At 55.2% G+C, this 21375-nt stretch carries 21 protein-coding genes; 5 read left to right on the top strand and 16 right to left on the bottom strand.

The features are described 5' to 3' along the window. Positions 1-35 precede the first annotated feature (35 nt). The 9 genes from tatC to udp all read right to left on the bottom strand — a co-directional run bounded on the left by tatC (position 36) and on the right by udp (position 8573). Positions 36-806, bottom strand: coding sequence for a Sec-independent protein translocase subunit TatC (gene tatC / locus AC6I8R_RS01090; protein ID WP_021183821.1), 771 nt, complete (start codon positions 804-806; stop codon positions 36-38). Beyond that, complete coding sequence (gene tatB / locus AC6I8R_RS01085; RefSeq protein WP_415175225.1) at positions 796-1317, bottom strand: Sec-independent protein translocase protein TatB; 522 nt, start codon at positions 1315-1317, stop codon at positions 796-798. The genes tatC and tatB overlap by 11 nt, the downstream gene beginning before the upstream one ends. Before the next feature lie 2 nt (positions 1318-1319). Next, a complete protein-coding gene (gene tatA, locus AC6I8R_RS01080; protein WP_013507380.1) occupies positions 1320-1574 on the bottom strand; it encodes a Sec-independent protein translocase subunit TatA in 255 nt (84 codons plus the stop codon). Between the two features lie 110 nt (positions 1575-1684). Further along, the gene (gene ubiB, locus AC6I8R_RS01075) at positions 1685-3322 is read right to left on the bottom strand and encodes a ubiquinone biosynthesis regulatory protein kinase UbiB (RefSeq protein ID WP_021183819.1); all 1638 of its coding nucleotides are present in this window, start codon (positions 3320-3322) and stop codon (positions 1685-1687) included. Continuing rightward, the gene (gene ubiJ / locus AC6I8R_RS01070; protein ID WP_036625866.1) at positions 3319-3924 is read right to left on the bottom strand and encodes a ubiquinone biosynthesis protein UbiJ; all 606 of its coding nucleotides are present in this window, start codon (positions 3922-3924) and stop codon (positions 3319-3321) included. Before ubiJ ends, ubiB begins: the two co-directional genes overlap by 4 nt. A gap of 12 nt (positions 3925-3936) precedes the next feature. Continuing rightward, positions 3937-4695 (bottom strand): bifunctional demethylmenaquinone methyltransferase/2-methoxy-6-polyprenyl-1,4-benzoquinol methylase UbiE, encoded by a 759-nt coding sequence (gene ubiE / locus AC6I8R_RS01065; RefSeq protein ID WP_021183817.1) that lies wholly within the window; start codon positions 4693-4695, stop codon positions 3937-3939. Between the two features lie 75 nt (positions 4696-4770). Then, a complete protein-coding gene (gene rmuC / locus AC6I8R_RS01060) occupies positions 4771-6285 on the bottom strand; it encodes a DNA recombination protein RmuC (RefSeq protein WP_497831814.1) in 1515 nt (504 codons plus the stop codon). A gap of 182 nt (positions 6286-6467) precedes the next feature. Then, on the bottom strand, positions 6468-7736 hold the full coding sequence (locus AC6I8R_RS01055) for a tetratricopeptide repeat protein (RefSeq protein WP_497831813.1): 1269 nt from the start codon (positions 7734-7736) through the stop codon (positions 6468-6470). 75 nt (positions 7737-7811) lie between these two features. Continuing rightward, positions 7812-8573 (bottom strand): uridine phosphorylase, encoded by a 762-nt coding sequence (gene udp, locus AC6I8R_RS01050; protein WP_208724551.1) that lies wholly within the window; start codon positions 8571-8573, stop codon positions 7812-7814. 301 nt (positions 8574-8874) lie between these two features. Between udp and AC6I8R_RS01045 the strand changes: the two genes are divergently transcribed. Further along, on the top strand, positions 8875-9711 hold the full coding sequence (locus AC6I8R_RS01045) for a dienelactone hydrolase family protein (protein WP_208724550.1): 837 nt from the start codon (positions 8875-8877) through the stop codon (positions 9709-9711). A 43-nt stretch (positions 9712-9754) separates the two neighbouring features. Here AC6I8R_RS01045 and metE read toward each other — a convergent pair whose 3' ends face one another. Next, positions 9755-12025, bottom strand: coding sequence for a 5-methyltetrahydropteroyltriglutamate--homocysteine S-methyltransferase (gene metE / locus AC6I8R_RS01040; RefSeq protein ID WP_497831812.1), 2271 nt, complete (start codon positions 12023-12025; stop codon positions 9755-9757). A 177-nt stretch (positions 12026-12202) separates the two neighbouring features. On the opposite strand from metE, the gene metR reads away from it, so the two are divergent. Together metR and AC6I8R_RS01030 are read left to right on the top strand one after the other, a co-directional pair. Continuing rightward, complete coding sequence (metR, locus tag AC6I8R_RS01035) at positions 12203-13135, top strand: HTH-type transcriptional regulator MetR (protein WP_021183810.1); 933 nt, start codon at positions 12203-12205, stop codon at positions 13133-13135. Between the two features lie 53 nt (positions 13136-13188). Next, positions 13189-13668: a YehS family protein gene (locus tag AC6I8R_RS01030; RefSeq protein WP_021183809.1), complete on the top strand. Its 480-nt coding sequence runs from the start codon at positions 13189-13191 to the stop codon at positions 13666-13668. Here AC6I8R_RS01030 and AC6I8R_RS01025 read toward each other — a convergent pair. From AC6I8R_RS01025 to pldB, 3 genes are all read right to left on the bottom strand, one after another. Then, entirely contained in the window at positions 13665-14531 is an 867-nt protein-coding gene (locus AC6I8R_RS01025) for a carboxylate/amino acid/amine transporter (protein WP_021183808.1), read from the bottom strand. The two genes, AC6I8R_RS01030 and AC6I8R_RS01025, sit on opposite strands and share 4 nt — an antisense overlap. Positions 14532-14707: 176 nt before the next feature. Next, a complete protein-coding gene (yigL, locus tag AC6I8R_RS01020) occupies positions 14708-15508 on the bottom strand; it encodes a sugar/pyridoxal phosphate phosphatase YigL (RefSeq protein ID WP_021183807.1) in 801 nt (266 codons plus the stop codon). Between the two features lie 53 nt (positions 15509-15561). Continuing rightward, entirely contained in the window at positions 15562-16554 is a 993-nt protein-coding gene (gene pldB / locus AC6I8R_RS01015; protein ID WP_021183806.1) for a lysophospholipase L2, read from the bottom strand. Positions 16555-16658: 104 nt separating this feature from the next. Between pldB and rhtB the strand changes: the two genes are divergently transcribed. Further along, positions 16659-17282: a homoserine/homoserine lactone efflux protein gene (gene rhtB / locus AC6I8R_RS01010; RefSeq protein ID WP_021183805.1), complete on the top strand. Its 624-nt coding sequence runs from the start codon at positions 16659-16661 to the stop codon at positions 17280-17282. Between the two features lie 70 nt (positions 17283-17352). Here rhtB and rhtC read toward each other — a convergent pair whose 3' ends face one another. From rhtC to pldA, 3 genes are read right to left on the bottom strand one after another with little or no spacing between them, the layout of a single operon-like run. Further along, entirely contained in the window at positions 17353-17976 is a 624-nt protein-coding gene (rhtC, locus tag AC6I8R_RS01005) for a threonine export protein RhtC (RefSeq protein WP_021183804.1), read from the bottom strand. 12 nt (positions 17977-17988) lie between these two features. Continuing rightward, positions 17989-19812, bottom strand: a complete 1824-nt coding sequence (gene recQ, locus AC6I8R_RS01000; protein WP_021183803.1) for an ATP-dependent DNA helicase RecQ — start codon at positions 19810-19812, stop codon at positions 17989-17991. 21 nt (positions 19813-19833) lie between these two features. Continuing rightward, on the bottom strand, positions 19834-20712 hold the full coding sequence (gene pldA, locus AC6I8R_RS00995) for a phospholipase A (protein ID WP_497831811.1): 879 nt from the start codon (positions 20710-20712) through the stop codon (positions 19834-19836). A gap of 187 nt (positions 20713-20899) precedes the next feature. Between pldA and AC6I8R_RS00990 the strand changes: the two genes are divergently transcribed. Then, a complete protein-coding gene (locus AC6I8R_RS00990; RefSeq protein WP_021183801.1) occupies positions 20900-21370 on the top strand; it encodes a thioesterase family protein in 471 nt (156 codons plus the stop codon). Positions 21371-21375 lie beyond the last annotated feature (5 nt).

Genomic DNA, 21375 nt, shown 5'->3' with positions numbered 1-21375 from the left:
TCCCGCTCGCACACGGGATCTGCTGCAAGAAAGCATCAGGATTCGGTGTGATTTTCCTCGTCCACCGATTCTGACTCCGCCTTGCGTCCTTTCCCCACATAGTAACGGGAGAAGAATACGCCGACTTCAAACAGGCAGTACATCGGAATAGCGAGCAAAGTTTGTGAGAAAACATCCGGTGGTGTGAGCAACATCCCAACAACGAATGCGCCAACCAGAATATATGGACGTTTCTTTTTCAGGTCTTCCGGCGTGGTGATCCCAGTCCAGCACAGCAGCACAATCACGACCGGCACCTCAAACGCGACCCCAAACGCCAGGAACAGGGTCATGACGAAGTCGAGATAGTGGGTGATATCCGTGGCGATTTGCACACCCTGCGGCGCAGTTTTGGCAAAGAAGCCAAACGCCAGCGGGAACACGACGAAGTAAGCAAATGCCACACCGACGTAAAACAAAAAGGTACTGGAGAACAACAGTGGCATCACCAGTCGACGCTCATGACGATAGAGCGCCGGTGCAATAAAGGCCCATACCTGATACAGAATCACCGGCACGGCAAGAAACACCGACACAATGATGGTGAGTTTAATCGGGGCAAAGAAAGGCGACGCAACTTCGGTGGCGATCATGCTGGCACCGGCAGGCATCTGGCTAATTAACGGCTCTGCCACCATATGGTAGATGTCGTTGGCGAAGTAAATCAGCGCCAGGAAGATGACAAATACCGCGATGATGCAGTTTAACAGACGTTTACGCAGCTCAATCAGATGGCTGATGAGCGGTTGGGTATCTTCAACGGCCATGTTTATCGTTCATCACCTGCGGGTCGGTTGGCGCTGTGCTGTGAGATGCACTGGCGGAATCGGGTTGCTCCACGGCAGACGGCGCGGTTTGCGGCGTCTGCGCCGGAGCACTGGCCTGATGTTCCGCGGTCGCCGGTGTCACCGGCGATGCAGGAGCAACAGGCGGCGGCGTATGAATGGTATTGGCTTCGTCTTCCGCTTTCTCTACATCGATGCTCTGCTGATAAGAACGTTTCATGGAGTCAGCGGTTTTACGCAACTCTTCCATCGATTCTTTCAGTTCCGGTGACAGCGTGCCACGGCCCGCTTCTTCCACCTTCTTCAGGCTATCCTGCAGCTCCTGCAGTTTCAGTTCCTGCGCCAGTTCATGCTGTACGTTAGCCGCCAGCGAGCGAATCGCCCGAATCCAGCCTACTACGGTTTTTACCGCAACCGGTAATCGTTGCGGGCCGAGAACAATCAGCCCAATAACGAACACCAATACCAGTTCACTAAAACCAATGTCGAACACGGTTATACCTGCTTGTCGTTCCTGGCGTCGTCTTTACTTGCCGAGGTTTGCTGTTTATCTGCCAGGGTTTTGGCGTTGAAGTCAGCGTCCTGCTCCTTCGGTTGATCCTTTTTTTCGTCTTCATCACTCATGGCTTTTTTGAAACCACGAATGGAAGAACCTAAATCCGAACCCAGATTGCGTAGCTTATTGGTACCGAACAGAAGTACAACAATGACGGCAATGATTAACAATTGCCAAATACTGATACCGCCCATGAGATATGCCTCTAATATTCTGTGAAAAACTGTCGTATGTAACACACAGAAAGCCCATATGATTTCGGGCCTTAGCCTGCGACATTACGCGTTTTAGATCTGGCTGACAATCAGTTTGTCTTGCGCCAGCCTATCAGCCAGGTCACGATGCCTGCGGCCATTAATATCGCCGGGAAGAAATCCCAGTCAGGCCGACTCAGCAGCACTGCGGTGCCACTTAATAACAGTGTAGCCCCTACCCCGAACAGATAACGCGCCTGATGATGTCGGCTGCGTTGTGCGTTCATATCCGTGACCAGTTTATCGACGCTGTGCTGCAACAATTTATGCTGACGCATGCTGTCGTAGAACAGTTCCGGCAGCTCCGGCAGTTTCTCGGCCCAGAATGGGGCTTTATCTTTCACGGCACGCAGGATCGCCGGAATACCGATTTGATCTTTAATCCAGTCTTCCAGGAAGGGCTTCGCGGTTTTCCACAAATCGAGCTGCGGATAAAGTTGGCGACCGATGCCTTCAATATACAGCAGCGTTTTTTGTAACAGCACCAGCTGCGGCTGCACTTCCATGTTAAAGCGACGCGCGGTGTTGAACAGATTCAGCAGCACATGGCCAAAGGAGATCTCCGCCAGCGGCTTCTCAAAAATGGGTTCACATACGGTACGGATCGCGAACTCAAAATCTTCCACATTGGTATCTGGCGGTACCCAGCCAGAATCAACGTGCAGTTCCGCCACTTTGCGGTAATCGCGGTTGAAGAAGGCGATAAAGTTCTCCGCCAGGTAGCGTTTGTCTTCTTTGTTCAGTGAGCCAACGATACCGCAGTCGATACCGATATATTGCGGGTCTTCCGGGTGGTCATAGCTGACGAAGATGTTGCCGGGATGCATATCGGCATGGAAGAAACTGTCGCGAAACACCTGAGTAAAGAACACCTGCACGCCACGCTCGGCCAGCAGTTTCATATTGACGCCATGTTGCTCCAGCGTCGCGACATCAGAAATCGGAATGCCGTAAATGCGCTCCATCACCAACATCGATTCACTGCAATAGTCGGAGAAAATCTCCGGGACATACAGCATGTGACTCTGATCAAAGTTGCGGCGCAACTGGATGGCATTTGCTGCCTCACGCAACAAATTGAGTTCATCAATCAGGGTTTTTTCATAGTCGCGCACCACTTCTAGCGGGCGCAGACGGCGTCCATCCGGCAACAAACGCGGTACCCAGCGCGCCAGACGGTAGATCAGCTTCATATCCGCTTTGATCACCGGCAGGATATCGGGACGGATAACCTTGATCACCACTTCGCGGCCATTCTCTTTCAGCGTCGCGGTATGAACCTGGGCAATTGACGCTGACGCCAGCGGGGTGATTTCAAAATCGTCGAACCAGGTTTCAACCGGGCCGCCAATCGCTTTCTCGATCTGCGCTTTGGCTTTTACACCATCGAACGGTGCGACGCGGTCCTGCAAAATCGCCAGTTCATCTGCAATCGCCGGAGGAAACAGGTCACGACGCGTTGACAGCATCTGACCAAATTTGATCCACACCGGACCCAACTGCTCCATCGCCAGACGGATACGCACGCCCATTGATTCGTTTTTGTGTTTGTTGGGGAGCCAGAAAATGCAGCGCCGCCATAAACGCAGCGGCAGCGTGATGCGCATGTGTGGGATCAGTTCATCAAGGCCATAGGTGAGAAAGACCTTAACAATAAAATATAAGCGCCGAATTTCTCCCAGCGTCATTTCGCCTCCAGCTGTGCTAAACGCGCCTCAAGCGCATCAAGCGAACGGTCCATCGCTTCCACTTCCTCGCAAAACCAGGCCAGTTCCAGCGCACCCGGAGCCAGTCGCCACTCTTCCGTCAGCGTCTGACCAAGATAATCCTGCCGACGCGTAACCTCGTGTTTAACAAAGGTCAGCGCCCGCTGTGCAGCCTGGCTAATGCCCTGTGCGGCGATATCGCCAATCCACGGCGCGAGATATTCCGCCGGATCCAGCTCCGCTAAATCCATTAACGCCGAGAATTGCTGCACCACCTGCAAGTCGCCTTCCACTTCCAGTTCGCCGCTGCGAATCAGGCTGGTGAGTTGCTGGCGGTCACGTAATTTCGGCAAGGTGCTGAAACGCAAACTGACGGTGCAATCGCTGCTGTCCTGCCAGTCACTCAGCACATCCAGCTGGTTTTCGCTGAACACCAGCACCAGCGGAAAGGAGAGTTCCTGCAAGCGCAGCATCAGCACCTTACCCGCCAGACGCTGACGCGCGGCTTTCAGGCTGCGATCGCGGTATAAAACACGATTCAGGGCGGTCTCAAGACCGCCAGTAATCAAAGGAGTGAAAGTCATCGCCATGATTTGTCAGAACTTAAAGCCGCGATGCAGCGCGACAATGCCGCCAGTCATGTTGAAGTAAGTGGTATTTTCGAAACCGACGTCGTTCATCATCGCCTTCAGGGTTTCCTGATCGGGGTGCATACGAATGGATTCCGCCAGATAGCGATAGCTTTCTGCATCCTTCGCCACCAGTTGACCAATGCGCGGCAGAATATGGAACGAGTAAGCATCGTAGGCTTTGCTGAGCGGTTCCAGCAGCGGTTTGGAGAACTCCAGCACCAGCAGACGGCCACCCGGCTTCAGCACGCGGAACATCGATGCCAGCGCTTTCTCTTTCTCGGTCACGTTACGCAGACCGAAAGAGATGGTGATGCAATCGAAATAGTTATCCGGGAATGGCAACGCTTCGGCATTCGCCTGCACATAGCTGACGTTGCCGGAAATGCCGAGATTACGCAGTTTCTCGCGGCCCATCTTCAGCATTGAGCTGTTGATATCCGCCAGCACCACCTGGCCCGTTTCGCCCACCAGACGGGAAAATTTTGCCGTCAGATCGCCCGTACCACCGGCGAGGTCCAACACGCGCTGCCCACGGCGAACGCCGCTGCTGTCGATGGTGAAACGCTTCCAGACACGATGGATGCCAAACGACATCAGATCGTTCATCAGGTCATATTTTGCCGCTACGGAGTGAAACACGTCGGCGACTTTATCTGCCTTTTCGCTTTTTGCGACGGTCTGAAAGCCAAAGTGGGTAGTTTCCTGCTGTGATTCATCTGCCATGGGTTTTACCTGTTCCACAAACAATACTTCGCGAAGTGTATCAGAGTTGCGCTGGCCGGGCACGCGACCGGCGCGTTATTCGTTGATACGGCGCAGGGAAGCGGCGGAAGAATCTGTTGTTTTTTCATCAGGCTGGTCATCATCGGCCCAATCATTATCAGACTCCTCCGGCTGTGCCTGGGCCACCAGCTGCGGATTAATCGGACGCTTGATCTCCACACCCAGCGAACGAAAGGCTTCACTTTGCGCAATCAGATTGCCACGCCCCTCCGCCAGCTTTTTCATCGCCAGATGATAACTTTGCTGCGCTTTATCCAGGTTGTGACCGATGCCGCTCATGTCATCGACAAACAGCCGCATTTTGTCGTACAAGCGCGCGGCGCGGTCAGCAATACGCTGGGCGTTGCGACTTTGATGCTCATAACGCCACAGGTTGTTGATGGTGCGCAGCGCCACCAGCAACGTCGTGGGACTGACCAGCATGATGTTCTGCTGCAACGCTTCGCTGATCAGCTCCGGCTGACGATCGATTGCCAGCAGAAAGGCCGGTTCAACCGGGATAAACATCAACACATAATCCAGAGAGCGTAAACCGGGCAATTGTTGATAATCTTTTCGCCCCAACAGGCGAATATGACCGCGCACCGCGTTGATGTGCTCCTGAATCGCCTGCTCGCGCGTGGCTTCATCCTCGGCATTGAAGTAGCGCTCATAGGCGATGAGCGTCATTTTGGCGTCAATCACCACATCTTTGCCCTGCGGCAGACGCACGATCACATCCGGTTGCATCCTGCCCTGCGATTCCAGCTGCACGCTGACCTGGGTTTCATACTCATGGCCTTCGCGCAGGCCGGAAGCCTCCAGCACCCGGCCAAGCACTACCTCGCCCCAGTTCCCCTGGATTTTATTGTCACCTTTCAGGGCTTTGGTAAGGTTGATGGCTTCCTGCGCCATCTGCGCATTCAGTTGTTGCAGCTGACGGATCTCATGCGCCAGCGTGTGACGTTCGCGCGCTTCCTGGCCGAAGCTGTCTGTCACCTGACGACGAAATCCGTCCAGTTGCTCGCGCAGCGGCCCAATCAGGCTGTTCAGGCTTTGGCGGTTTTGTTCATCAACACGACGGCCGCTGTTTTCGAAGATGCGATTGGCAAGATTTTCGAATTGGGCGCTCAGGCGCTGTTCGCTGTTGGTCAGCAGACGCTGTTTCTCCTCAGCGGCAAAGCGTGTCTCTTCAAGGCGGATGGTGACTTCACGCAATTCGGCTTCCTGCGCGCTGTTCACCTCCAGCTGATTGCGCAGTTCACGGCTGAGCTGTTCGCTTTCGCCGCGCCAGTAATCGAGTTGTTGCAGGCGCTCCTGTGCACCGCTCAACGCACCGTGCAGCTGGCGTAATTCCTGCTCGCGCAATTGCACCTGCTGCTGTGCCAGCTCCAGTTGCTGCTGCTGACGCAGTTGCGCCTCTTCAGATAAGCGGCGCTCCGTTAAGAAGCTGGCCTGTTGATGACCGGCTCGCATCTGCGCCACAATCCAGCCGATGCCAAAACCGGCCAACGCCAATGCGCCACTGATGATGATAAGTTGCTGATCCATAATTCCCCCGCGGATCGTCTCGCTGAGGGAAAAGGTAGAGGCGTACTGTATGAATGTCCAGACAATTCTGCCGGATGTTTGCCACGATCGTTGAGCATACATTCGTAGCGGCGCGATTTATCGCGCATTTACGACCGAAGCACGTATTGCGCGATAAATCGCGCCGCTACGGAATGTGGAATTTATACCAGCTGCACCGTTAACTCACCCGCTTTCCACGCCTCTATCAGGAAAAATGGCATCGGTAGTTCCCATTCGCCGTTGCGCACTCTGGCCGGATAGCTCCAGCTTTGCCCTGCCCAGGTGAGTTCAACCTGCTGCCACTCGGCATCCACCACGCTGGCTTTCCCCGCCATGCTGGAAAACCCGGCATTACTGCCGACGTGGAACTTGTCCGTCTGCCAGCGGATTGGAGGATGTGCGGGCCACGCCTGAGCATGATGAAAACGAAAAACATCGTCATGATTAAGGATGCTATCGCGTACCGTCGGCCACAGCGCCCGTTTCAGGAAGTACTGGTCGGTAAAACGTTCGCTGCCCTGATACTCAGCGATGAAATCCCGCATCTGTTGTTCCACCTGGCTGAATACGCCATGACAACCTCCCCACATCCCCGCCAGCAGCAACTCGGTGTGGGTAAAGTAGTCGCGCATATGATGGAACCAGTAAGGCGAATGCAGCCAGGCATCGACTGCGGCCACTTCACGTTCAGAAAGAAGTGAGTCGGCATCACGTACGATGAAGCGTTTGACGCTGGGGTCGTCGATCACCAGGAAACGCCACAACGTCGGGAACAACGTTTTTTCCTCAGACATGTCGACCAGTTGCACATCAGGCTGCTGCAAACGTTGCCAGACATGCTGCGGTACGCTGTCATCCAGATAAACGCGACAGGTCCAGGCCGGGTAGAGTTCGCGTGCTACCTCAACGTTTTTAATCAGGGTTTCGCAATATCGCGGCTGATTGCCATACAGGCTAAAGGCGATGATATTTTCCTGGGGCTTGCTGGCATCAAAAGCCGGTGGTGCCTCAGCCGGGAGCGGGTGCTTCTGCCCGGTACTGAACTTCGCATCAGATTGCTGCAACGATTCCAGCCCGTAACGCGCCACTTCATCCGCTTTATTGAGCCAGCCGCACACTTCAGTCAGGCCATCCAGCCAGGTCTCAGACGCCTGTGCCCGCTGGTCGGCGGAGGCTTGATAGATTTTCAGGTAGGTTTTGTAGGACTTGTTGTAATCACCGGTGCGCATCAAAGTCAGCGCGTAGTCACTTAACACCTGCATGTTATGTGGCATCACACGCAGCACGTCTTCACAGCAGCGGCGGGCGGCGGGATAATCCGCCACCGCCATCGCCTGACGGAAGCGCGCGGCCGCACCTTCGACACGGGATTGCATCGCTGCCGGGTTGGTCATAAAGGCCGGACGTTGAACAGCAACAGTTTTGCGCATAAAAGACTCTCAGTAATCCGCTGAACTTGCGCGCATCCTTAACGGGCAGCGAACCTTAGCCCGCTGCCGGGCGCGCTACATTAACCGGCGCGCAGCTTCAACGACAATTTTCACCGCATCGCTTTCGGTTTGTTTCATGGTCGCCGCATCCGGGATCTCCTTCTGCGTACGGTTCACGATGACACCCGCCACCATACCGGCTCGCAGCCCCTGGCTGGCGCACATGGTTAACAGTGTAGCGGATTCCATCTCATAGTTGAGGACACCCATCTGCTGCCACTCTTTCATGGAACCCTGGAAGCGGCTGACCACGCGCCCGGAAAAAGTGTCGTAACGTTCCTGGCCGGGATAGAAGGTATCTGACGACGCGGTGATGCCGATATGGGTTTTTGCGCCACAGGCTTCCGCCGCCGCCACCAGCGCCGTGGTGCAGGTGAAATCGGCTACTGCCGGGAACTCCATCGGTGCGAAATGCAGGCTGGCACCGTCCAGGCGTACTGACGCAGTGGTGACCAACACGTCACCGACATTGATGCCCGGCTGAATCGCGCCGGTGGTGCCCACGCGCAGGAAGGTGCGGACGCCGAGTTGCGCCAGTTCTTCGACCGCAATTGAGGTGGACGGCCCGCCGATGCCGGTGGAGCACACCACCACCGGTTTGCCCTCCAGTTCAGCCAGATAAGTGGTGAATTCACGGTGCGACGCCAGATGTTGCGGGTTGTCCATTAACGCCGCAATTTTCTTCACGCGCTCCGGGTCACCGGGAACGATGGCCAGTGTGGCTCCTTTCAGGCTGGCTTTGGTGATGCCAAGGTGGAAAACGTCAGACTGGGCCATAACAGACTCCTGGTAGATATAGGGATATGCGCGCCACTTTACGTCAGCAGACGCGATAAATATGTGAGTAATTTCACTATAAATAATGAAAGTTACATTAACAGAAAATATTTTCGTGATTTAAGTCACACATCAGCGGTCTGCCATTCTGAATTGCTACATCCGGTGCTGTGTAAGTTCAGTCGGCGGTGTTAATAGAGAAGAAGAATTCATGCGTATCCCCTCTGAAACCTACACCCGCCCGGCCTCTACGGCCAGGCTATAGTTACGTGATTGCGCACTTGCCAGCATGGAGAGAACAATGAAAACCGAAGACAATATGGCACAAAAATCTGCAACGGGTGGCTTTGCTCCCGCCGTCCAACCGACCGCCAGCAGCACTATCCTTACCCACAGCGAGGCAATCCATGCCGGAGAAACCTCGGTTCCGAGCCAGGGGGAAAATCTGCCCGCGTTTTATGCCCGCCCGAAAGAGTATCAAGGGACGTTGCCGGTGGTGTTGGTAGTCCAGGAAATTTTTGGCGTGCATGAGCATATCCGGGATATCTGCCGCCGTCTGGCGCTGGAGGGTTATCTGGCGGTGGCACCGGAACTCTATTTCCGCGAGGGCGATCCGAGCGAATACACCGATATCCCAACCCTGTTCAAAGAGTTGGTAAGCAAAGTGCCGGACTCACAGGTGTTATCCGACCTCGACCATGTCGCCAATTGGGCCGCCCGCAACGGCGGCGATATTCGGCGTATGGGGATTACCGGTTTCTGCTGGGGCGGCCGCATAAGCTGGCTGTTTGCCGCGCACAATCCGCAGGTGCGTGCGGCGGTCGCCTGGTATGGTCGTCTGGTGGGTGATAAGACGCTCAAGCAGCAGAAGCACCCGATTGATATTGCGGTTGATCTGAATGCCCCGGTGCTGGGCCTGTACGGTGGTCAGGATGAGGGGATTCCGCTGGAGAGCGTTGAGCAGATGCGCCAGGCGCTGCACGCCGCCAATGCCAAAGCGGAGATTGTGGTTTATCCCGAAGCGGGTCATGCCTTCAACGCTGATTACCGTCCGAGCTATCATGCGGAATCCGCAAAAGATGGCTGGACGCGCATGCTGGCGTGGTTCCAACAGTATGGCGTCACGCCTGACGCGTAATAAAAAAGGGGCGCTTGCGCGCCCCAAAGTGTCAACACAACATTCAGGCTGTTTCACCGCGCAGGTGCTTCGCCGCGATAACCATATTCGCCAGTGCCTGACGAGTTTCTGTCCAACCTCGGGTTTTCAGACCGCAGTCCGGATTCACCCACAGACGTTGCTCCGGGATACTCAGCGCGGCTTTACGCAGCAAATCCTCCATCCATTCAACACTCGGTACGTTCGGTGAGTGGATGTCATACACACCTGGGCCGATTTCATTTGGGTATTCAAACTCTTTAAACGCATCCAGCAGGTCCATGTCGGAACGTGAGGTTTCGATGGTGATCACGTCGGCATCCAGGGCGGCAATCGAGTCCATGATGTCGTTGAACTCGCAATAACACATATGGGTGTGGATCTGGGTGTCATCCTGCGCCACAGCGGCGTTGAGACGGAACGCATCCACCGCCCAGGTGAGGTACGCCGCCCAGTCAGATTGATGCAGCGGCAGGCCTTCACGCAGCGCCGGTTCGTCAATCTGGATAATGCCGATACCGGCTTTTTCCAGATCGGCCACTTCGTCGCGCAGTGCCAGCGCAATCTGTTTAGCAATGGTTTCACGGCTGACATCTTCGCGCGGGAACGACCAGCACAGGATGGTGACCGGACCGGTAAGCATACCTTTGACCGGTTTGTCGGTCAGCGACTGCGCATATTTCGCCCACTCCACGGTGATAGCTGCCGGGCGGCTGACATCACCGATGATCACTGGCGGTTTGACGCAGCGTGAACCGTAGCTCTGTACCCAACCGTTCTGGGTAAAGATGAAGCCATCGAGATTTTCCCCGAAGTATTCGACCATGTCGTTACGCTCTGCTTCGCCGTGCACCAGCACGTCCAGACCGAGGCGTTCCTGCTCGACAATCGCCTGTTTGATGTGTTCAGCGATGCCGGTACGGTAGTGGCCGCCATCAATGTTGCCTTTTTTAAAGTCGAGGCGCAGGCCGCGAATTTCTGTGGTCTGGGGAAATGAACCAATGGTGGTGGTTGGCCATGCGGGCAGATTGAAGCGGTTACGTTGCGCTTTGGCGCGTTCACGGTAAGCGCTGTGACGCTCAGTATCTGCGGCCTGAATATTGGCCAAACGCTGCGCCACGGCGGCATTGTGCACCCGGCTGGAGTGGGCACGGGCTCGGATTGGCGCGCTCCAGGCTTCCAGTGACTGGGCATCATTGTTATTCAATGCCTTGCTCAACAATGCCAGCTCTGCGCATTTTTGCAGGGCGAAGGCGAACCAGCTTTTGACTTCATCATCCAGGCGGGTTTCCACGCTCAGGTCGATCGGGCTGTGCAGCAGGGAGCAAGAGGAGCCAATCCACAGTTGCGGGCGTTGCCCCACCAGCGGTTGCAGGCGCTCAAACCAGCGGCTGAGATCAGCACGCCAGACGTTGCGACCGTTGATCACCCCGACCGACAGCAGCCATTCGGCAGGCAGTTGTTGGTGGAGTTGTTGAATATCGTCTTTGCCGTGCACCAGGTCAACGTGCAGGCCCTGCACCGGCAGCGCTTTGATCACTGCCAGGTTTTGACCGATGCTGTCGAAGTAGGTGGTCAGCAGCAGTTTGGTTGCCCCCTGTAGCGCGTCATAAGCGGGTTGAAACGCCGCGCGCCACGCCGCTGGCAGTTCCAGCGACAGTGCCGGTTCATCAATCTGCACCCATTCGATACCGCGTTTTTTCAGTTCAGCCAGCACCTGTTGGTAGACCGGCAGGATCGCTGGCAGCAATGACAGGCGGTCAAACTGTTCACCCTTCACTTTACCCAACCACAGGTAAGTCACCGGACCGAGCAGCACAGGTTTGACGTTGTGACCGAGCGCTAGCGCTTCGTCCACTTCGTCCAGCAATTGGGTCCAGGTCAGTTTGAACTGCTGCCCACGGGTGAATTCCGGCACCATGTAGTGATAGTTGGTGTTGAACCATTTGGTCATCTCCGCGGCAGCCGCTGGTTCACCGGTCGGAGCACGGCCACGGCCCAGGCGGAACAGGGTATCGAGATCGACTGAACCCGCTTTATTCTGATGACGTGCCGGTACGTTGCCCAGCAGCAGGCTGGTGGTCAGTACGTGATCGTACCAGGCGAAGTCGCCCACGGGCAGCAGGTCCACACCCGCATCTTTCTGTTGTTGCCAGTGGCGCGCGCGCAGTTCACGGCCCACAGCCAGCAGCTCTTCCTGTGAACTGTTACCTGCCCAGTAGCTTTCCTGAGCTTTTTTCAATTCACGACGCAAACCGACGCGAGGGAAACCGAGTGTGTGGTTCAGAATGGTCATTTGTTGTTCTCCAGGTATTCTTAACTGTGCAGCACGCGCTTCAAATCAGGGCCAACATAGACTGGTCACCACGCTTGCTGGAGATGTTTAGCCGTCCAGATGTTTACACCGCTATATTCTGCGGGTACTGTATGTTCCTCAAGCGCAAATTGTTCAATCTCGATGTGAAGGATTCTCATGATCGAACTCAAACACCTGCGAACGCTGCAAGCGTTAAGGAATACCGGTTCGCTGGCTGCCGCCGCTGCCCAGCTTCATCAAACGCAATCGGCGTTGTCTCATCAGTTCAGCGATCTGGAGCAACGGCTGGGCTTTCGCCTGTTTGTGCGTAAGAGCCAGCCGCTACGCTTTACGCCACAGGGGGAGATCCTGTTACAACTGGCTGAGCAGATCCTGCCGCAGATTCAGCAAGCCTTGCAGGCTTGTCATGAGCCGCATCAAACCACGCTGCGTATTGCGATTGAGTGTCACAGTTGCATTCAATGGCTGACGCCTGCGTTAAATAATTTCCGTCAGAGTTGGCCCCAGGTAGTGATGGATTTTAAATCTGGCGTGACCTTTGACCCACAACCAGCCTTGCAACAGGGTGAGCTGGATGTGGTGCTGACCTCGGATATTCTGCCGCGCAGCGGTTTGTTCTATTCGCCGATGTTCGATTTTGAGGTGCGTCTGGTGATGGCCCCGGATCATCGACTGGCAAACGTTGAGCACATTTCACCGGAAGATTTGGCAGATGAAGTGCTGATGATTTACCCGGTGCAGCGTCAGCGTCTCGATATCTGGCGAAACTTCCTGCAACCGGCAGGCATCAGCCCAGCCCTGAAGAGTGTCGATAATACCCTGTTGTTGATTCAGATGGTGTCAGCCGGTATGGGCATTGCAGCGTTACCACATTGGGTAGTGGAGAGTTTTGAACAACAGGGTTTGGTGGTGACGAAAACGTTGGGGGATGGGTTGTGGAGCCGTTTGTATGCGGCGATGCGCGATGGTGAGCAGCGTCAGCCGGTGCTGGAGGCGTTTGTGCGCTTTGCCCGTCAGCATGCCTGCGAACATTTGCCTTTTGTACGTGATGCTGCGCGCCCGGGTTCGTTACAGCCCCTGTCTTCCTGAGTTAGCCTGCTCTATAATGCGCCGCCTTAACCCGCGACCAGGAGATTTTCACCATGACTAATAACGATGTGCTGCGCAGTGTGCGCTATATGCTGGACCTGAGCGACAGCAAAGTGGTGGAGATTTTTGCTCTGGCAGGCAGCGATGTGCCGCTGGAAGATGTTCAGGCATGGCTGAAGAAGGACGATGACGCTGCATATCGTCCTTGCCCGGACGTGCTGATGGGGTATTTCCTTAACGGTTTAATTTTCCATCGTCGTGGTAAAAGCGAAGATGCGCCTGCGCCGTCGATTGAGCGCCGGATGAATAACAACATTTTCCTGAAAAAACTGCGCATCGCGTTTGCCCTGAAGACCACGGATATCCCCGAGGTGTTGCTGAAGGCGAACTTTAAAGTTTCTCAGGCGGAGATTGGCGCGATTTTCCGTAACCCGGATCATAAAAACTATCGCGAGTGCGGTGACCAGATTCTGCGTAACTTTTTGAAGGGGTTGACGCTGGTGCAGCGTCCAACCCCCGTCAAAAAGGCTTAATGGCTGGTGGTGGTTTTTCCCAACACCCAGCGTTTATGAACGTAAAGTGACGCAAAAATCACGATGGCTCCAGCGATAAAGCTGGGCCAGTGCGGTTTTTCCTGCCAGATCGCCAGGTTCACCAGCAAGCCAGCCGGAACGTGCATATTGTTCATAATCCCCAGCGTCCCCGCATCCACCTGGGTCGCGCCGTAGTTCCACATAAAGTATCCCAGGCCAGACGCCGCAACGCCGAGCCACACCAGAATGCCCCATTGCAGCGAAGTGGTCGGCAGTTTGTTGGGATTACCCCACAGGCTCCAGGCAATCACCGCAATAATCACCGCGCCGAGGTAGAACCAGGAAAAGGCGGTGTGCTGCGGCATCGGACGTGTTTCCTGCAAACGCTTGTAACCTACCATGCCGATGGCAAAGCAGATATTCGCCGCCTGCACCAGCAGCAGGCCAAACCAGAAATGATCGCTGACTTTGTCGTAACGGATAATCGCCGCGCCAATCACCGCCAGCATGGCGCTAAAGGCATAGCCGATGCGCAGTGGACGCCGACTGAGCAAATCATAAATCAAAGTGACATACAGCGGTGTCATCACAGTGAACAGCAGGAATTCGGTGACGCTCAGATAGAGATAGGCTTCGAAACTCAGCAGGTACATGACACCCAGTTGCAGCATTCCCACCAGCATATACAGCAAGATGGTTGAAGCGCGATAGCCACGCCAGCGCAGGAAGGGCAGGAACACAATGGCTGCCAGCGCCAGGCGCATCAGCACCGAGAACCAGGAATCCACCTGACCCGCCAGATATTCCCCGATTAAACTAAAGGAAAAAGCCCACAGAATGGTGGTAACGATCAATAACAGCACGGTAACGATCCCAAAATGAACAGTGCCGCTAGTGTAAACAAACTGTCGCTGCCTCGTTGAATTATCTGGTTTACAATCGGATAAAACACAAGCACCCGTAGCGGCGCGATTATCGCGCGGGTTTTTCCTGCAACGCACACGAAATTGCGCGATAAATCGCGCCGCTACGGGTCAGGTTATGCCAGGAACAATTTACGCAGCGTCTGCGGCACAGCGTCTTCGGCATTGCTGCCAATCACTTCCAGCGCAGGCAAGGTATCTTTCAGGCGCTGATGGGCATTACGCATGATGCAGCCCTTACCGGCCATGCTGAGCATCTCGACATCGTTCATGCCATCACCAAACGCGATGCACTCTTTCAATGAATAGCCGAGCTGTTTTGCCACCGCTTCCAGCGCATGTCCCTTGGAGACACCCCCCGCCATCACTTCGAGACAGGTCGGCAGCGAGAAGCTGACGTTGACCCGATCGCCCCAACGCGCCTCAATCGCCTGCTCCATCGGGATCAGATGCTCAGGATCGTCGCAGGTAAAGAACACTTTGCTGATGCCATCACTCGGCAGCATCCCCGGCTGGTAAACCTGGTAGTTAAACACCGATTCACGAAAATAATCCTGCTCCGCCGGGCGGTGACGGCTGATAAACCATTCGTCGTCACGGTAAACGTGGGTCAGAACCTGTTCATCGTGGTATTTCAGGCCATACAGATCCTGGGCGATGTCGGCATCCAGGTTATGGCTGAAGATCAACTCGCCGTCAGCATTGTGCACGCGTGCGCCGTTGGAGGTAATCATATAAGCCGGGATGCCGAGTTTGTCGCGCATCTGGCCCACATCGATATAGTGACGACCGGTGGCAAAAACGAAATGGACATCGCGTGCCACCAGCTCCTGCAACGTGGTGCGTGCGAAAGGGGTCAGACGATGGTCCGGTGAGAGCAGCGTGCCATCCAGGTCGGATGCGACGATGTGGTACATGGAAACCTCTGGTATTAATGTCGGTTGGCCGTAGCCGGAAAATAAAAAATCAATTAAACGTGGCGCGCAAAAAAATCCACCACCGCATTTAGCGCCTGGGCGCGCATCGCGTCTGTTTCAAACAGGATCTCATGGCGCGCGCCTTCAATCACATAAGGCGTGACACCCTCGCAGGGATGCCCTGCTGCTGCCATCGCCTCACAAAACAAATCCTGCGAGCGGTTATCCACCACCCGGTCTTCGCTGGCCTGCATCAGCAGCATCGGCGTGGTGATGTTATTCACCTGACTGATAATGCTGCGCCCCGCCTGTACCCCTTCACGTACCCAATGGTAAGTCGGGCCACCGACGCGAATCGCCGGATCGTCAGCGTAAAAACGTAAGTTGCGCTGATAACGTTCCCGGCTGTGGGTCAGCTGGTTGATGCCGAAGGGATGGGCCCGCCAGCGCCCGGTGCCGAGGGCATAACCATCGCGCAGCGCGGGCATTTTCTCTGCCCAGTCAAGAATGCGGTGCGCGAGGAAAGGCGGCAGCGGCAAGGTAATACCAAACATCGGTGCCGCCAGCGCCACGGCGTGAAACGCCCGTGGCTGACGCGCCAGAAACAGCGCAAGGATCGCCCCGCCCATCGAATGCGCCAGCGCATAGCGCTGCCGGTAATGACCACTGACGATCTCTTTCAGATAAAGCGTTTCCAGATCGTCAACGTAATCATTGAAATCCACCACATGCCCGCGGTGGGAATCTTCCAACAGACGATCGGAGCGTCCCTGACCTCGATGGTCAATAATCACCACATCAAAACCACAGTGGAACAGGTCATAGGCCAGCTCCGGGTATTTGATGTAGCTTTCAATACGTCCGGGAACAATCAGAATGACACGATGATGTTGCGGAGAGGTGAAACGAACATAGCGCAGGGTGAGATTACCCACGCCGGTAAATTCACACTCTTCACGACGGTGCCAGAAGTCGAGCAGCGGACCGGTAGCAAAGGAGGCAAACGCCTTTTCACGCCTGAGCCAACTCTGTTTTATCTTCTGCATCCGCCCTCCTGAAAAAAACGTCAACGCCACACGTCCACTCCATAGCGTGCCGCGATTTTCTGGCGTATTGTGTCACACTTCGCTTACATCAGGGAATGTCACACATGACCATTGAATGGTGGTTAACCTACCTGCTTACCACAACCATCCTTAGCCTCTCGCCGGGTTCCGGCGCGATTAACACCATGAGCACCGGCATCAGTCACGGCTATCGCGGCGCAGTGGCCTCGATATCTGGCCTGCAAATTGGTCTGTCGGTACATATCGTGCTGGTGGGTGTGGGTCTTGGCGCGCTGTTTTCTCAGTCGCTGCTGGCGTTCGAAATCCTGAAGTGGGCCGGTGCCGCCTATTTAGTGTGGCTGGGTATTCAGCAATGGCGCTCGGGTGGCGCGCTGGATCTCAATGCTGTCGCCAAAGCGATGCCGCGTCGTCGCCTGTTTAAGCGCGCGGTGTTGGTTAACCTGACTAACCCCAAAAGCATTGTGTTTCTTGCCGCGCTGTTCCCGCAGTTCATTCAGCCGCACCAGCCACAGCTGATGCAATATCTGGTGCTCGGCGTCACCACGGTTGTCGTAGATATTATCGTGATGATTGGTTATGCCACCCTCGCCACCCGCATCGCCGGTTGGATTAAAGGGCCGAAGCAGATGAAGGCGATGAACCGAACGTTTGGTGGTTTGTTTATGGCCGTCGGTGCGTTGTTAGCCAGCGCACGCAGAATCGCCTGATAGTTCGTAGCGGTGCGATTTATCGTGCGCCTATAAACCCGCGCGATAAATCGCGCCGCTACGGATAAAATTACCGTGAAATGATCAGGTGGATGCCGAAGCCGGCAAACAGGACACCCGCCATGCCATCAACCCACTTCGCCATGCGCTGATATTTATCACGCATCCACGGCAGAGCAAAAATCGCCGCCACCACGGTAAACCAGGCGAAGGTTTCCACCAGAATCAGCAGGAATAATCCCCAGCGCTCCATTGCGCCGACATCATTGCCAACAAACAGCGAGAATACGCTGCCGAAATAGATAATGGCTTTCGGGTTGGAGAGGTTGGTCAGCAAGCCTTTAAGGAAGCTCATCCCTTTTTTCGGCAGCTCCACGACGGGTGCTTCGCTGTTTGGCTGCTGATGACGCTGACGCGCCGAACGCATCAACTGCCAGCCCATCCACAGCAGATATAAGCCGCCACCCACCATGATGATTTGATGCAGCCACGCCATTTTTTCCAGGATCAGATGCAGGCCCATCAGCGCCACACCGGCCCACACCATTACCCCCAGCGTGATCCCCAGCACACCCATCATCGCTTCTTTACGCGAGCGGCTGGCAGCGGTCTGCGAGACAAAAAAGAAGTCCGGGCCAGGACTCATCAGCGCGACCAGATGTACCAGTGCGACGGTAGCGAATAACATCAACATGCTTTTTTTCCTTTACTCTTCATCAAGATGTTCTTTGATCATCACCAGGAACGGTTTACCAAAACGTTCCAGTTTGCGATGGCCGACACCGTTCACGCTCAGCATTTCTGACGCGCTCACCGGCATCTGTTCCGCCATCTCAATCAACGTGGCGTCGTTAAACACCACATACGGCGGAATATTCTCTTCGTCAGCAATCGCTTTACGTAACTTACGCAGCTTGGCGAACAGTTTGCGATCGTAATTGCCGCCATAGACCTTCGGCGAGCTGCTGCGTGTTTTCACCGTCACAATGCGCGGCACCGCCAGCATCAGCGGGATTTCTGCACGCAGCACCGGACGAGCCGCTTCGGTAAGTTGTAACGCGGAATGCATGGCGATATTTTGCGTCACCATGCCGAGATGGATGAGCTGACGCAGCACGCTGACCCAATGTTCGGTGCTGTTATCACGGCCAATGCCGTAAACCGGCAATTTGTCGTGGCCGTTGTCGCGAATACGCTGGTTGCTGGCACCGCGCAAAACTTCAACAATATAGCCCATGCCGAAGCGCTGCCCGGTGCGATAAATGCTGGACAGCGCTTTCTGCGCCTCCACCAGACCATCGTAACGACGCGGTGGATCGAGGCAGATATCGCAGTTGTCACACGGCTGCTGACGTCCCTCGCCAAAATAGTTGAGCAGCACCAGACGACGGCAGGTTTGCGCTTCAGCAAACGCGCCCATCGCATTGAGTTTATGGCGTTCAATATCCTGCAACGGCCCAGGCGTTTTCTCTTCCAGACATTTACGCAACCAGGCCATATCGGCCGGGTCGTACAGCATCATGGCTTCGGCAGGCAAACCGTCACGTCCGGCGCGGCCCGTTTCCTGATAATAGGATTCGATGTTACGCGGAATATCAAAGTGCACCACAAAACGGACGTTGGGTTTGTTGATGCCCATACCGAACGCCACGGTAGCCACCACGATTTGCAGGTCATCACGCTGGAAAGCCTCCTGCACCCGCGCACGCTGAGCGCTGTCGATACCAGCATGATAAGCACCCACGCTCAGACCACGGCTTTGCAGGCGGGCAGCGGTGTCTTCCACCTTGGCGCGGCTGTTGCAGTAAATAATGCCGCTTTTGCCGCGCTGGTCCTGAACATAGCGCAGCAGCTGCTCGGTCGGTTTGAACTTCTCCACCAGCGTATAGCGGATGTTCGGTCGATCGAAGCTGCTGATTTGAATCAGGGGATCGTGCATCTGCAACAGATGCGCGATGTCATTACGCGTGGTTTCGTCAGCGGTGGCGGTCAGCGCCATCACCGGCAGCTCCGGGAAGCGCTGGCGCAGTTGGCCCAACGCACCATACTCCGGGCGGAAATCGTGGCCCCATTGCGAGATACAGTGCGCTTCATCCACCGCCAGCATCACCGGATTCCAGTGGTGCAGGCTGTCGAGGAAGTTATCCATCATCAGGCGTTCAGGCGCGATATAGAGCAGTTTCAGGCGACCGCTACGACAATCGGCAAACACCTGCTGCTGCTCTTCACGCGTCTGGGTGGAGTTAAGGCAGGCCGCAGCCACACCGTTAGCCAGCAATTGATCGACCTGATCTTTCATCAGGGAAATCAACGGCGAAACCACCAGCGTTAATCCCTCACGCACCAGCGCCGGAATTTGATAACACAGCGATTTGCCGCCGCCGGTGGGCATAACCACCAGGCAATCGCGCCCTGCCAGCGCCGTTTCGATGATGGTTTGCTGGCCGGGACGAAATTGCTGGTAGCCGAAGGTATCCTGTAATACCTGCTGCGCCAGCGTTTCCTGATTGAGCACTGCCGATGTTGCCACGGTAATCCTGTTGTTTGCTTATCAGAACAGATCGTTGAGCGTTACGCCGACACCCACACGCGTCTGGCGGTGGTTGTAGTCGATGAGCGATTCACCATAGCCGCTAAACAGCTGCGTGTAAAAACGCACATGCTCGCTGATCGGGTAGCTCCAGGCAAAGGTTGCACCGCCGTAGCCACTGTTCCAGTTGTAATTGCCTTCCACGCTAAAAATGCTTTCGCCGTACATGTAACCCAGCTTCGCGCGGTAATAGCCCATGTATTTGGTGATATCCGGGTTGTCATCATTGCTGGCGCTTTCCGGGATACGATACCAGGGTTTGATCTCAGCGAGGAAATTGCCGTTCTCCGCCATCAGGCGCGCATATACGCGGTTCCAGCTACGAGAAGTCGGATCGCTGCGGCCGTTTGACTGATGGTTCAGACCCATCTCCACATCGCGCAATGTCCAGCCACCCAGCGAGTAATCCGTCGCCCAGCCGAGGAAAATCTGCGGCTCATAGTTGGTTTCACGAAACGGTGAAGAGGCGCCACGATTGGAGAGCTGCCACCAGGAACGCTGGGTATAAGACGCCGCCAGTACCGAATTGTCGCCCAGAATACCGCGCCACAGCGGAAAGGCCAGACTGAGCTGGAATTTTACTTCATCCTTTTTGGCTTTGTCTGCCCAGTCGTAAGAGGAAATGGCCTCTTTGTTCATGTCGCTGGTGTAGGTGTAAAGCAGATAGTTGTTTTCGTAGGGATAAAGCACGAATGGGTTATCGTGTTTCTCCAGCAGGTTAGCAATAATACTGCCCTTTACCGTTGGTGCATCATGAACATCTTTAATCGTGGCTTCATCCGCCTGCGCCATAGCAGGAATTAACAGAGCCGCTGCCAGCAAGGCGCGCTGCTTACGCATAGAATTCTCCAGTGGGCACTGCATAGTCGTTTGGTAACGGTTTAAAAAAGCAGGTCATTCTACACACAAACTTAACCCTTGATTAGCGACGATTTCTGAAACTGGAAAGCGGCTCTAACGCGGCATAATATACACAATTCTTTAACATCCATCGCCCCGTACAAGGGGTTGTTTGAAGGCCACCACCATGTCATCACCGATGCTGACACCGCAGGAAGCACGCCGTCTGATTGGCGAAATTTTTGTTTATCATATGCCGTTTAATCAGGCACTTGGGCTGGAACTGGATCGGCTCGAACCCGATTACGCCGAACTGGGTTTTGCCAATAAAACCATGCTGGTGGGGAATGCCGCGCAAAGTATTTTGCATGGCGGCGTGATCGCCTCGGTACTGGATGTTGCCGCTGGCCTGGTTTGCGTCAGTCATTCGCTGACGCGCCAGGAGAACATCAGCGAAGAGGAGCTGCGCCAGCGCTTGTCGCGGATGGGTACGATTGATATGCGCGTGGATTATCTGCGTCCGGGTCGCGGCGAGCGTTTTGTCGCCACCAGCAGCCTGCTGCGTGCCGGTAATAAAGTCGCGGTCGCCCGCGTTGAAATGCATAACCAGCAGGGTGATTACATCGCTACCGCCACTGCGACTTACCTGATCGGTTAGGAAAT

The organism is Pantoea sp. X-Soil-OKNW-713, assembly GCF_059730685.1.
Note: the sequence above shows the minus strand (reverse complement) of the source record. Positions and strands in the feature narration are given on the sequence as shown.

Coding starts and splice junctions, on each gene's coding strand:
- tatC (WP_021183821.1), bottom strand. CDS start 806: ATGGCCGTTGAAGATACCCAACCGCTCATCAGCCATCTGATTGAGCTG.
- tatA (WP_013507380.1), bottom strand. CDS start 1,574: ATGGGCGGTATCAGTATTTGGCAATTGTTAATCATTGCCGTCATTGTT.
- ubiB (WP_021183819.1), bottom strand. CDS start 3,322: ATGACGCTGGGAGAAATTCGGCGCTTATATTTTATTGTTAAGGTCTTT.
- ubiJ (WP_036625866.1), bottom strand. CDS start 3,924: ATGACTTTCACTCCTTTGATTACTGGCGGTCTTGAGACCGCCCTGAAT.
- ubiE (WP_021183817.1), bottom strand. CDS start 4,695: ATGGCAGATGAATCACAGCAGGAAACTACCCACTTTGGCTTTCAGACC.
- rmuC (WP_497831814.1), bottom strand. CDS start 6,285: ATGGATCAGCAACTTATCATCATCAGTGGCGCATTGGCGTTGGCCGGT.
- AC6I8R_RS01055 (WP_497831813.1), bottom strand. CDS start 7,736: ATGCGCAAAACTGTTGCTGTTCAACGTCCGGCCTTTATGACCAACCCG.
- udp (WP_208724551.1), bottom strand. CDS start 8,573: ATGGCCCAGTCTGACGTTTTCCACCTTGGCATCACCAAAGCCAGCCTG.
- AC6I8R_RS01045 (WP_208724550.1), top strand. CDS start 8,875: ATGAAAACCGAAGACAATATGGCACAAAAATCTGCAACGGGTGGCTTT.
- metE (WP_497831812.1), bottom strand. CDS start 12,025: ATGACCATTCTGAACCACACACTCGGTTTCCCTCGCGTCGGTTTGCGT.
- metR (WP_021183810.1), top strand. CDS start 12,203: ATGATCGAACTCAAACACCTGCGAACGCTGCAAGCGTTAAGGAATACC.
- AC6I8R_RS01030 (WP_021183809.1), top strand. CDS start 13,189: ATGACTAATAACGATGTGCTGCGCAGTGTGCGCTATATGCTGGACCTG.
- yigL (WP_021183807.1), bottom strand. CDS start 15,508: ATGTACCACATCGTCGCATCCGACCTGGATGGCACGCTGCTCTCACCG.
- pldB (WP_021183806.1), bottom strand. CDS start 16,554: ATGCAGAAGATAAAACAGAGTTGGCTCAGGCGTGAAAAGGCGTTTGCC.
- rhtB (WP_021183805.1), top strand. CDS start 16,659: ATGACCATTGAATGGTGGTTAACCTACCTGCTTACCACAACCATCCTT.
- rhtC (WP_021183804.1), bottom strand. CDS start 17,976: ATGTTGATGTTATTCGCTACCGTCGCACTGGTACATCTGGTCGCGCTG.
- pldA (WP_497831811.1), bottom strand. CDS start 20,712: ATGCGTAAGCAGCGCGCCTTGCTGGCAGCGGCTCTGTTAATTCCTGCT.
- AC6I8R_RS00990 (WP_021183801.1), top strand. CDS start 20,900: ATGTCATCACCGATGCTGACACCGCAGGAAGCACGCCGTCTGATTGGC.